The sequence below is a fragment of the Paenibacillus sp. J31R34 genome, from assembly GCF_059383715.1.
Genome location: NZ_JBXENU010000003.1, coordinates 105,283 through 117,186, shown reverse-complemented (window position 1 = coordinate 117,186; position 11,904 = coordinate 105,283). Strand labels below are relative to the sequence as shown.

Genomic DNA, 11,904 nt, shown 5'->3' with positions numbered 1-11,904 from the left:
TTTCTTGCGCAGCACTTAGGAGCCTGCACATGCATTATAAGTTATTACTATACTCTGAGTGGCAAGGCATCGACAAGTACTGGGATGCAAAAGGGAATAGATGAATTTGCGTAAAACAAAAAGCAGCAGATGCTAGCGATATCCGCTTTCATGCTGCTGCTCTATCAAGGCATGCTCTTATGTACAGTGCGTAATGTCCGGTAAGGTCCGGTACGCTATGTATCCCAGGAAATCAGGGCCACATTATGAACTGCCCCGCTTTTGCGCTGCACAGCAAAAGTGTCCATTTGATGGGAAATCGCCATTTCCTGCAAAATGTCGCAAATCACCTGTGCGCGGCTGCGTTCCAGCTGCTTTCCGCCATGCATAGCCCGCAGCGGATGGGCAAAAGGCACCCCGATCGACTGTACAAGATAGACGCGCCTGCCGGCAGCATGGCTCATCTGGGCAAGGCTCTCCTTCATGTCGCGAATCCGGTAAAATGCATTGGCGCTGAACAGCACATCACAAGTGAGCCCCGATGCCTCTTCCCACTTCGTTCGTATCGCCTCCGGCACGGCTTGAGCCAAACCAGACTGCTCCCAATTTTTTGCTAGTATTGCATACATCGCCGCCGAAGGCTCCACGACGGTAAGCTTGCCGACATGTGGAGCAAGCAGCTGCGTAAATCCGCCTGTGCCAGGCCCCACTTCAATGAGTTCATCGTCGGCCCGTAAGCTTGCGATAACGCTGCCCATCAGTTCCGCCGTATACGGCGCAAGCGGATTGCGTTCATCATAGACAGGCGCATGCTGCTGCCAGTAGCTTTCCTCCTCGGCATCGTTGCTGACGCGGGAGTCGCTTTGGGCTGCCTGTTCCCAAGCCAGCGTCCAGTAGGCAGCTGGCGTCAAGCCGACTTCGCTGTACCATTTCATCATTTAATACATGCTCCTTTTCTTTTGCAGAGTCTGGCTTAAGCTGTATTACCTACCGCTTGAAGGCTTGAAAAGCATTCACCAGCTGCTGTGTATAAGGATGCTGCGGGCGCTCCATTATACACTCGCTCTCGTCAAGCTCAACGATACGTCCCTCTTTCATAACCCCGATTCGATCGCACATATGCCGCACCAGCTCCAAATCATGCGAAATAAACAAATAAGTCAGCCCAAATTCCTTGCGAATGCGCTGGAGCAGCTGGATGACCTGCGCCTGTACAGAAACGTCAAGCATCGACGTAGGCTCATCCAGTACAAGAAACTTTGGGTCCAGCATCAAGGCTCGAGCAATGACGATTCGCTGTATTTGGCCGCCGCTTACCTGATGTGGATACCGCGTCAGCACCTCCGCCCTCAGCCCGACAACGTCTATTAGCTCAAGTGCCTTTTCCATGGCTGCTGCCTTATTCATTAGTCGATGCAGCAGCACCGGCTCAAGCAGACTATCCAGCAGCGTCCGCCGAGGATTAAGCGCGGAGTGCGGATGCTGAAACATGATTTGCAGCTCCCGGCGCAGCGGCCTCATCTGCTTCATGGAATACCCGCTAATATCGGTTCCTTTATATAAAATACGGCCGCCATCAGCCGAAATCAGCTTTAGCAGCAGACGCGCAAGTGTCGACTTGCCGCTGCCGCTCTCCCCGACCAGCCCCAGCGACTCACCTTCAGCAATTTGAAAGGTTGCTGGCTCCACCGCCTGATGGCCTCTGCCTGTTAGCCAGTTGCTCCGATAGCGTTTGTGCAGCTCAATCATTTCAAGCATAAAGAAAACACCTCGCTTTGTGCTGGGAGACTGCTTGCGGGACGGCTGTAGGCAAGGCAGCTGTAGGCTGGGCGGCTGCTTGCTGACCCTCAGCCATGCCGCCTACTTGGTCAACTGGCTTATTCGTTATGTTGGTGTGAGCTGCCTTGTAAAAATCAGGCTGCTCGGCTTCGCAGCGTGGCATCGCTGAAGCACAGCGATCATAAAACTTGCAGCCAGCAGGCCTATCCGTCAAGCTCGGCGCTGTTCCAGCTATCGGAATCATGCCTCTGCTAGGCATCGATGCGATTAATCCGCGCGTATAAGGATGCATCGGCTGTGCAAACAGCTCCTTCGCTGGCCCCTGCTCAATGATTTGACCGGCATACATGACGCCCACTTCGTCGCAAAGCACCCGCGCTACATCCAGATCATGCGTGATGAGCAGCAGCGCCGCGCCTGTGCGCCGTGCCATATTTGCCAGCATTTCCGTCACCTGGATGCGGATTAGAGCATCGAGCCCTTTCGTCGGCTCATCGGCAATAAGCAATGACGGGCTTCCGGCAAGTCCCATTGCCGCCAGCACACGCTGCTTCATTCCGCCGCTTAGCTGAAAGGGGTAGCGCCGCAGCTGCTGCTCCGCATCCGGCATATTCATCGCATGCAGCAAACCAGCCGCCTCAGCGTTGACCTGCTTGTTCCCCGCTCTCCCGCCATAAGTGCGAATCGCCTCGCGAAGCTGGCTGCCAAGCGTCAGAACTGGATTGAGAGAGCTTGCAGGATTTTGCGGAATGAGGGCGATTTCCCTTCCCCGTATTTGCCTCATTTCTTTTGGGCTCAGCTGCAGCAAATCTCGGCCTTTATACAGAATGCTTCCACTGACGGAAGCATGTGCGGGAATCAGCCTCACCAGTGATAGACCTAGCACCGACTTGCCGCTGCCCGTCTCGCCAATCAGTCCAAAAATGCGGCCCCGCTTCAGCTCAAGCGTTGCCCCTTCAACCGCCTGCACAAGCCCTTCCCTTGTCTGAAAGGAAGCATTAAGCTGCTTGATTACCATAAGCGTATCGGTCAACATCATTCCTCCTACAGCAGTGAATGCTCTTTCTCCGTCCGTGTATCCAGCTTATCGCGAAGACCATCACCCAGCCAATTGATGCATAGGGATACAGCGGCTATACAGAGTCCGGGTGCGAACATTAGATGTGGATAGCTGCGAAAATATGGCCGGGCATCGTTCACCATCACTCCCCAATCTGCCGCTGGCGGCTGCAAGCCTAGACCGAGAAAGCTAAGCGAGGCGATAGATAGAATCACTCGCCCAATCCGAATCGTGAACAATACAATAAGCGGCCCCAATAAATTCGGAAGCATATGCTTGCTGATTATGTACGCATGGCCCGCCCCTAAAGCACGGATGCCTTCCACGTAGCTTTCTTCGCGTATTTTCATAACCTCGCCGCGCACGACCCGGGAAAAATCTGCCCATGAGGTGAAGAGAAGCGCGATAAACAGGCTTTTCACACCGGGACCGAGCGTACCTGCAATGGCCAGCATAAGCGCAAGACCCGGCAGTCCTTGAAAAATGCTAACCACAATTTGTATGGCTTCATCGATCCAACCGCCAGCATAACCGCTTATGGTTCCGAGCAGCAGGCCGACTAGCATTGTAGCGAGCGTAACAGCTACCGCCAGCAAGATCGACACCCTTCCGCCATATAAAATGCGGCTCAGCACATCCCGACCCAGCGTGTCTGTTCCTAGCCAATGTGCAGCGGATAACGGTGTAAGCCTTTCCGCCATATTAATCTGATTCGGGTCATAGGGAGCAAGCAGCGGTGCCAGCAAGCTGGCAATCAGAAAAAAGGCAAGCACGCCTGCAGCCAACCTATAGGATATCTTCATCGAAGCTTCCCTCCCAGCCTGATTTGCGGATGAGCAAGCCCATAGCATAAATCCGTTGCCAAATTGAACAGGACGTAAATGAGACCGGTAAATACGACATAGCCCTGAATGACCGGATAATCTCTGCGAAAAATACCGTCCATCGCAAAGCGTCCGATGCCTGGCACCGCGAAAATAACTTCCACGATGACGGAGCCGCCAACAATCGCTCCAAAATAGCTGCCGATGACCGTGAGCAGCGGAATACAAGCATTGCGCAGCGCATGCCGAAGCACAATGAAGCTCTCACGCAGCCCCTTAGCCCGGGCCGTCAGCATATAATCTTTATTCAGCTCCTCCAGCAGCGCCGCACGCGTTAGCCGCATCAATATGGCGCCTGTACCGGAAGCAAGCACCGCGGCTGGCATAAGCAGATGCTTCCATGTCCCATAGCCGCTGGTTGGGAGCAACTGCAGCTTCTCCGACCATAAGGCCATGAGCATGATCGCCAGCCAAAATCCGGGAATGGAAACCAAAATCAGCGCAAGCGCCCTGCCGATATGATCAAACAGCCGATTGCGCCGAATCGCCATGAGCATGCCGCATGGCACGCCAAGCAGAATGGCGAACAATACAGCTAACAAAGATAGGCTTAAGGTTGCAGGAAGGCGGCGCAGCAGCTCGCCGCTAACCGATTCCTTCGTCATATATGACGTTCCCAAATCACCTTGTACCGCCTTTGATAACCAATGTCCATATTGAACGAGCAGCGGATCATTCAGCCCCATCTCTTCCCGTTTCAAAGCAATTTGCTCTTCGGTCGGCTGGCTGAAGCCGTTCATGCTGAGCAGCTCGACAGCCGGATCACCCGGAGAGGCGACGCTTAATGCAAAGGCTATAAACGTAATGCCGATCAGGACGGGAACAGCCGCCGCCAACCTCCGAATGAAATAGGCCATCTTATTGTACCCGCTCCAGCTGCGGCAGCGTTGTACCATACACAAGTGCCCCGTATCCGGTAATTTCTTTGCTGAACGCAATTAAGCTCGCATCATTAAACAGCGGAATCGTCGGCAAATCCTCGGCTGCAATATCCTGCAGCTCGTTATAAATCGCAGCGCGATCATCCATATTCAGCGTCGTCTTCACCTGATTCAACAGCTCATCCACACGGGCATTGCTGTAACCGAGCGTATAGCTTTTATTGCTTGAGCCTTCGCTAGCCATATAATTGTTTAAAATCGAATAAGGATCGCCGTTCGGCAGCCCCTGAATGGCCAAAGCCAAATCGAAGTTTCCTTGTGCCTGTGCTTCCTTGTAAGCTGCGCCATCCAATATTTGAATCGTAACGTCCAGCTGCAATTGTTGAAGCACAGCCTGAAGCAGCTCGGCCTGCGCTTTATACGGATAACGGTCAAGCCCATAGGTTGGCACAATTAGCGTAACCGCCTGCCTGCTATCGCCAAGCACCTCATGCGCCAGAGCAATTGCCTTTTCCGAATCATGAATGGCAGGAATGTCCTTGTAAAACGGCGAGGTCGAATTTAGAATGTTGGCTGTAGCGGTCGGATAACCCAAATACAGCTCCTTCACCAGCTGCTCGCGGTCAATGATCAGGCTCAGCGCCTGACGCATTTTCACATCATTGAAGGGCGCTTTGGCACCGTTCGGATGCAGATAGTGAGAAATCGTCGATTTTGCCGTCGAAACAGCAAAGCGGTCATCCTTCAGCAGCTCCTCGGCAAGGGCAGGAGGAATAGCTCCCAAATCCATGACGCCCAAAATCTCGCCAGATTTCAGGGCAGCCAGCCTTGTATCAGGATCCGGTATGACGCGGACGCGGATTTTTTGAGCTTTTGCTTTTTCGCCATAATAGCCGTCGTAAGCTTCTAGTAGAGAAAATTGATCCTTCTCATGCTGCACAAGCTTGAAAGGCCCTGTCCCTTGCGGCAGGCCGTTGAAATCGCCGTTGTCGTCAAAATTATTCGGGCTGTACATCGGACTTGAGAAGTTGATCATTGAATACAGCAGCGTCGGCTGCGGATTTTCGAAAACAAGCTTAATCGTGCTATCATCAACCTTCACGACTTCCTGAAGGCTTGGGTATGAATTGTTGATGTCGAGCGTATAGAACGGCGAGCTTTTCGGGCTCACCTGCTTGTAACGGGCAAAATTTGCAAGCGCCGCGTCCGCGTTGAATGGCGCACCATCGTGGAACGTCACGCCTTTGCGCAGCATGAAGGTCCATTCCTTGCCATCAGCGGACATTTCCCACGCTTCCGCCAGCTTTGGAGCAGGCTTTCCATCCTCAGAAGCAGCAATTAGCGGCTCCCATACGTATAGAATAGTGCTCGTGTAATAAGCATCTTGTGGTCCTGGTGCTAAATCCCGCGGCGCAGCCAGCACGATTTCTTCAGAAGCAGCATCCGCAGCGGCGGAAGGAGCAGCAGACTGCTGCGACAGCCCATTATTGCTGCTCGGTTCATTGGAGCCATTGGCACCACTGCAGCCCATCAGCGCCAGCAGCAAGCAGAGGCTGAATAAAACACCCATTCTTTTTTTATTTCTTGCCGTTTGTGTACGTTTCATCTTCTCTATTTCCTCTCCCTCTAGTAAAATCATCTTCCTGTAAAAATCCGCAAAAAAAAGACAGCTCTGCCTCCAGTCATAGGAAGGATAGAGCTGCCTGTTATTGTTATTTTCCATCATAGCAAATAAGCATGCGCGCTAACACTTCCCTATTCTCCGTAGGTTACAGCAGTGTTGTCAGAACAGGCAGGTCTCCTGGCTACCGGAAATAATGCTGCAAGCTGCCTTCCCATTCTCGCTAAGCGAGATCAGTGGCCTTGTAGCTTCAGCTAATCCGTAACAGTGGCGGGACCGCGTCGGTTTTGCACCGAACTTCCCTTTTAAGCTCCAGCCGCAGCTGTCGCACCTTATTCCCACAATTTTTCAGTTGTTTGCAAATCTGGTTGATTATATACCAGCCCTTTCATTTAAGCAACCTTTCCACTCCGCTTTCCTTTGTTTATTTTCTGATATAAAATAAAGTAGATAGCATTTCGTAACTGGAGGGAACGACTGATGAAACCACAATTTCAGCCTTTATTTGAACCATTCACTTTCACGAATGGCATGTCTGTACATAATCGTATTGTAATGGCGCCAATGACAACCTGCTCGTCCAATCCGGACGGTACAGTGCCTGATGAGGAGCTCGCCTACTACAGCCGTCGCAGTGCGGGGCCCGGCATCGTCGTTACAGCATGCGTCTACGTAAGCCGCAACGGCAAAGGCTTCCCGGGCGAATTTGGCGCGGATACCGACGAAATGATCCCAAGCCTCAAGCGTCTGGCTGATGCGATTAAAAGCCGCGGCGCGAAGGCGATTTTGCAAATTTTTCATGGCGGAAGATCCTGCTTTCCTGGCCTAGTGCCGAATGATGATTTGGTGAGCGCCAGCAGCATTGCCCAGCAAGAAGGCGGTATTGTACCACGCGAGCTAACCGAGGATGAAATCAAAGCGATTATCGCCGACTTTGGCGAAGCGACCCGCCGAGCAATTGAGGCTGGTTTTGACGGCGTAGAAATTCACGGTGCCAACGGCTATCTGCTGCAGCAATTCTACTCCCCTGCTTCCAATGTACGTACCGACGATTGGGGCGGCTCGCTCCATAAACGGATGGCTTTCCCGCTCTACGTCGTTGAAGCCGTTCAGAAAGCCGCAGCTATAGCGCCACAGCCATTTCTGGTGGGCTATCGCTTCTCGCCTGAGGAGCCTGAAGAGGAAGGCTTGACAATGGAGCATTCGTACCATCTGGTTAACGCTCTAATCGAGCAGAAGCTGGATTATTTGCATGTGTCGCTTAATGATTTCTGGTCGAAGCCGCGCAGAGGTGAACAGGATTCGCAAAGCCGCATGGCCTGGTTCGTCGAAAAATACAGCGAGCACATTCCATTCATCGGAGTTGGCGGCATCACAACTGCCGAAGAGGCTCTGCAAGCGAAAAACTCCGGCGTGCCGTTCATCGCCCTAGGCCGCGAGCTCATTATCGACCCGGATTGGACGGAGAAAATCAAGCAAGGTAACGAGCAGGATATTGTGACTACGCTGTCCAAGCAGGATCAGGAGCGTCTTGTCATCCCGAATGGCTTGTGGGGAGCCATTACGCATGCGCCAGGCTGGTTTCCGATAACGGAATAATTGCAAAGTCCACCCTATCGATCACAAATAGGCACAAGGTGAAACGGGCCGCGCCGTCCTTTGGCGGCGCGGCCCGTTTCAACCCGAGAAATATAGGAAAGGATCGCGTTACGATATCTTTTCCTATATTTATAATAATGGCTCCGGCTCATCTTTCATGAGTTGGAGCCATTCTTTTTCTCGCTCAACTGGCTGCCTGCTCCTTTCTGTTTTACAAAATAACAATTTGACATTTCTATAAAAGTAGATATACTAATCCTCATGGATACTTTATCAATACTTAAAGCTGTGTCTAACGAGAAACGGTACCATATTTTAAAATGGCTGAAAACACCTGAGGAGCATTTCGGGCCTCAATGCCATCTAACCGATGCTTGTCAGTTTGCTGGAGGCGTCTGCGTTGGTTCGTTTGCTGAAAAATCGGGCCTTGCGCAATCCGTTATATCCGGCTATTTAGTGAAAATGCATAAAGCAGGCTTGCTGGAGTCGAAGCGGATCGGACAGCACACTTATTACAGACGCAATGAAGCTAACATTCGGCTTTTCAAAGAAATGATTCAGGATGAGCTATAACCTTGCTTATGCCTGTTCATTTCATGCTTTTATATCTATTTTTATAGAATTATAGATTTTCCATTCGATTAGGAGGTATTTTATTCATGAGTTCCATTCAATCGTTGTTCAAGCCATTCTCTGCTGGTCCACTTTCCCTGCCTAACCGTGTCGTAATGGCACCTATGACCCGCGGTTTTTCTCCAAATGGCGTTCCTGGTGAAGATGTTGTCGCCTACTATAGACGCCGCGCCGAAAATGGCGTTGGCTTAATTGTGACAGAGGGCACGCTGATTAACCATCCGGCTGCCACCGATAATCCAAACATTCCTAACTTTCATGGCGAAGCGGCATTAAATGGCTGGGCGAAGGTCGTCGAGGCTGTTCATGCAGCTGGCGGCAAAATCGTTCCACAGATTTGGCATGTTGGCACAACGCGCAAGGTTGGCTCCCATCCGAACCCAGAAGCACTGCCGATCGGCCCTTCCGGTATTACTGCAGAGGGCGATGTCGTTAATGAGCCTTTGACCGAAGCCGAAATTAAAGACCTTGTTGCAGCTTACGCACAAGCAGCAGCCGATGCGAAACGAATTGGCTTTGACGGCATTGAGCTCCATGGCGCGCACGGCTATTTGATCGACCAATTTTTCTGGGAGAAAACGAATAAACGGACGGATCGTTACGGTGGCGATATGCTGTCGAGAACACGTTTTGCGGTCGAGATTATTGAAGCTTGCCGCCAAGCTGTGGGACCTGATTTCCCGATTATTATTCGCCTCTCGCAGTGGAAATCGTCCGAGTACACAGCTAAGCTTGCGAGCACTCCTGAGGAATTGGGACAGTTTCTTGCTCCGCTTGTAGAAGCTGGCGTAGATATTTTCCACTGCTCGACCCGCCGCTTCTGGGAGCCGGAATTTGAAGGCTCGGAGCTCAACTTTGCAGGCTGGACGAAAAAGCTTACCGGCAAACCAACGATTACCGTTGGCTCCGTAGGCTTGGACGGCGACTTCATGAGCCTCTTTACCGAAGGCAAAGGCGCAGAAAACGCTAATGTGGATGATCTTGCTTCACGCCTGGATACGGGCGAATTTGATCTTGTAGCTGTTGGCCGCGCCCTGCTCGTCGATCCTGCGTGGGCAGATAAAGTCCAAGGCGGAAGACAGGATGAATTAATTCCGTTTACGCCTGCTGCTCTGCAGACCCTTCATTAAGAATCGATTATTCGCAACATAATAAATCCCCAGCTCCTCCTTTTTCACGGATTGGAGGAGCTGGGGATTTTAATGTTTCTACTTCCATAAAGATGGACTTGCCGGACACAGCAGCCGCTATTTCTACTGAATCACGGGTTATGGCATAGGCCCCGGACACAGGAGCCGCTATTGTCCCGCCAATAGCCATTTTAACGGGAAGATGAAGGTCATAACGGATCTCCTGTCCGCCAACGGCCTGAAATCGATTCAAAAGTCAAAATAGCGGAACCTCAGTCCTCCAAATAGAAGTGGCAGTGCGACTCCCGCTTGCATACACACCCCAGCCATTTTACCAATTAACTCTGCTTTGCGAATAGCTCCCTCGCCTCGTGATAGCTCTCCAATGTCCCAATATCAAAGCGCTTCCCTTCAAACTTGTAGGCGTGAACCTCCTTATGCTGGATCAGCCAAGGAACAAAGTTGCCCGGTGCGTCAGGGTTATTGCCCTCTGCCAAATACTGCTTGATTAAAGGGAGTGTTGACTGCTGGTAAATATAAAAGGGAGGACAGGCCAACCTGGATTTAGGCTGTGCCGGCTTTTCCTCAAAATCTATGACTCTACCCTTAGCATCGATTTGGATAACACCTGTGCGCCTAAGAAAATCGATGTCCTCTATCTCGTGGGCTGCAATCGTATCCGTACTCGCCCTTTGATAGAAACGAATCATTTCGGCTAGTTCAAAATCAAACAAATTGTCGCCAGCCATGACCAGAAGCTCATCGCCGAGCTTTTCCTGTTCCAAGACAAACTGCAAGTCGGCAATAGCCCCTAAGCGGTTCTCATTGCTTGTCGTCCGATCATCAATGACTTTAATCGGCTTGAAATAATCTGATTGGCTCGCCCAGTCTACAAAGTGGCTATAAAAACGGGCATTGGTCACAATAAAAATCTCGTCAATCAAGCTAACCCTTTCGATTTTCTCCATAATATGGTCCATGATCGCTTTCCCTCCAACCTCCAGAAGAGGTTTTGGAAAGTCCTTTGTCAAAGGATAGAGGCGAGTTGCATAACCCGCTGCTAAAATAATTGCCTTCATTCGTATTTCCCTCGCTTCTAACCCCAGTTATATGATTCGCGCGCCATCATCGGTTTTGCTAAAGCACACTTGATACAAATCCTTATACGCCGGATGCTGCTTTGGATATTGTGCATCAATGGCGGCTTTGATTTGCTCCTTATACGCCGGGTCCACCAGACCAATACAGCAGCCTCTGTAGCCCGCTCCGCTGAACCTGGCTCCATATACGCCTTGTGTATGCTTAAGGATATGGAAAATGCTGATCAGCTCTGGACAGCCACATTCATAATTATGAATGGAGCTTTCCCCCGATTCAAGCATCAGGCTGCCGAATTTTTGCAGGTCCCCCTGCTTCCACGCCTCGGCGCCTTGCTTAACCCGTTCATTTTCGGTAAAAAAATGCTCCGCCCTCTTCTGAAATCTGCCTTGCAAGCCTGACTTATACTCTTGGTAAACCTCATACTCGATATCTCGGAGCTGGGTGCCTTTCAGGTTTTTCATAGGCAAGCCAGCCATCTCGTGCAAAAGCCATGCGGCCACCTTGCATTCATCTACACGGTTGTTATAATCGGTCCCAATCAATGCCTTGCTCACACCAGAATAAACAATCACGACTTCAAATTCCGGCATCGCTTGCGGTCTTTTGATCAGCTCATAGCTTTTGGTTTTGGTATCCATCACGGTCAAATAGCCTTCACGGCTTAAAATATTGATTGACTGATCCAGTATGCCATTATTCAGCCCGATAAAATGGTTCTCTACCCAGTGGCTGTAGTTAATGAGCTCAAGCTGCGGGAGTTTAATCCCGTTCACATCGCAAAGAGCCAGAAGATAGGCGGTCGTTACCGCTGCCGAAGAGCTCAAGCCGCCAATAGGATGCTTGCCTCTAACTAAGGCATAAATACCGTGCTTTAATATATGGTTCTTTCTTAGGGCCATAACGGCCCCTCTTAAATAATTGCCCCAAAATCCCGGCACCATCGCCGGAACCTGTTCCAGATGAAAATACTCCTCGTCGGGGAAATCCAAGCTTTGAACCCTTATATACTCCTCTTCGTTCTGAACATAAACCATATCCACAGAAATATCCAGCGTCATTCCGGCTACCATTCCAGCTTGATGATCAACATGGGCCCCGAAGGGACAAAAACGAAGCGGCGATTTAATCGTTTTAACCGTATGCTGCAATTGAGGATATTTGAGCTTTAACCGTTGTTCCAAATGCTCCATTTCGTACACCCCTCTTTTTGTGAAGGCAACGTATGTCATACATAGGG

At 50.9% G+C, this 11,904-nt stretch carries 11 protein-coding genes and 1 riboswitch; of the genes, 3 read left to right on the top strand and 8 right to left on the bottom strand.

Going from position 1 to position 11,904, the window contains the following annotated elements:
- Positions 1 to 215 precede the first annotated feature (215 nt).
- Genes AC50YG_RS09895 through AC50YG_RS09870 form a run of 6 tightly spaced genes read right to left on the bottom strand, consistent with a single transcriptional unit; the run spans position 216 to position 6,189 of the window.
- The gene (locus AC50YG_RS09895; protein ID WP_494826531.1) at positions 216 to 917 is read right to left on the bottom strand and encodes a class I SAM-dependent methyltransferase; all 702 of its coding nucleotides are present in this window, start codon (positions 915 to 917) and stop codon (positions 216 to 218) included.
- Between the two features lie 49 nt (positions 918 to 966).
- Positions 967 to 1,737: an ATP-binding cassette domain-containing protein gene (locus AC50YG_RS09890; RefSeq protein ID WP_494826529.1), complete on the bottom strand. Its 771-nt coding sequence runs from the start codon at positions 1,735 to 1,737 to the stop codon at positions 967 to 969.
- Complete coding sequence (locus AC50YG_RS09885) at positions 1,730 to 2,794, bottom strand: ABC transporter ATP-binding protein (RefSeq protein ID WP_494826527.1); 1,065 nt, start codon at positions 2,792 to 2,794, stop codon at positions 1,730 to 1,732. Before AC50YG_RS09885 ends, AC50YG_RS09890 begins: the two co-directional genes overlap by 8 nt.
- A gap of 8 nt (positions 2,795 to 2,802) precedes the next feature.
- A complete protein-coding gene (locus AC50YG_RS09880; RefSeq protein WP_494826525.1) occupies positions 2,803 to 3,621 on the bottom strand; it encodes an ABC transporter permease in 819 nt (272 codons plus the stop codon).
- Positions 3,618 to 4,559 (bottom strand): nickel ABC transporter permease, encoded by a 942-nt coding sequence (gene nikB / locus AC50YG_RS09875; protein WP_494826523.1) that lies wholly within the window; start codon positions 4,557 to 4,559, stop codon positions 3,618 to 3,620. The genes AC50YG_RS09880 and nikB overlap by 4 nt, the downstream gene beginning before the upstream one ends.
- 1 nt (position 4,560) lies before the next feature.
- Positions 4,561 to 6,189: an ABC transporter substrate-binding protein gene (locus tag AC50YG_RS09870; RefSeq protein ID WP_494826521.1), complete on the bottom strand. Its 1,629-nt coding sequence runs from the start codon at positions 6,187 to 6,189 to the stop codon at positions 4,561 to 4,563.
- 168 nt (positions 6,190 to 6,357) lie between these two features.
- A riboswitch (cobalamin riboswitch) is annotated at positions 6,358 to 6,555 on the bottom strand.
- A gap of 129 nt (positions 6,556 to 6,684) precedes the next feature.
- Between AC50YG_RS09870 and AC50YG_RS09865 the strand changes: the two genes are divergently transcribed.
- The 3 genes from AC50YG_RS09865 to AC50YG_RS09855 all read left to right on the top strand — a co-directional run bounded on the left by AC50YG_RS09865 (position 6,685) and on the right by AC50YG_RS09855 (position 9,566).
- Positions 6,685 to 7,803, top strand: coding sequence for an NADH-dependent flavin oxidoreductase (locus AC50YG_RS09865; protein WP_494826520.1), 1,119 nt, complete (start codon positions 6,685 to 6,687; stop codon positions 7,801 to 7,803).
- Positions 7,804 to 8,064: 261 nt separating this feature from the next.
- Positions 8,065 to 8,376: an ArsR/SmtB family transcription factor gene (locus AC50YG_RS09860; RefSeq protein WP_341282115.1), complete on the top strand. Its 312-nt coding sequence runs from the start codon at positions 8,065 to 8,067 to the stop codon at positions 8,374 to 8,376.
- Between the two features lie 86 nt (positions 8,377 to 8,462).
- Positions 8,463 to 9,566: an NADH:flavin oxidoreductase gene (locus AC50YG_RS09855; protein ID WP_494826518.1), complete on the top strand. Its 1,104-nt coding sequence runs from the start codon at positions 8,463 to 8,465 to the stop codon at positions 9,564 to 9,566.
- Between the two features lie 338 nt (positions 9,567 to 9,904).
- Here the strand turns inward: AC50YG_RS09855 and AC50YG_RS09850 are convergent, their stop codons facing one another.
- Together AC50YG_RS09850 and AC50YG_RS09845 are read right to left on the bottom strand one after the other, a co-directional pair.
- Positions 9,905 to 10,645, bottom strand: coding sequence for a nucleotidyltransferase family protein (locus AC50YG_RS09850; protein ID WP_494826516.1), 741 nt, complete (start codon positions 10,643 to 10,645; stop codon positions 9,905 to 9,907).
- Between the two features lie 27 nt (positions 10,646 to 10,672).
- Positions 10,673 to 11,857, bottom strand: a complete 1,185-nt coding sequence (locus AC50YG_RS09845; RefSeq protein ID WP_494826514.1) for a GHMP family kinase ATP-binding protein — start codon at positions 11,855 to 11,857, stop codon at positions 10,673 to 10,675.
- Positions 11,858 to 11,904: the final 47 nt, after the last annotated feature.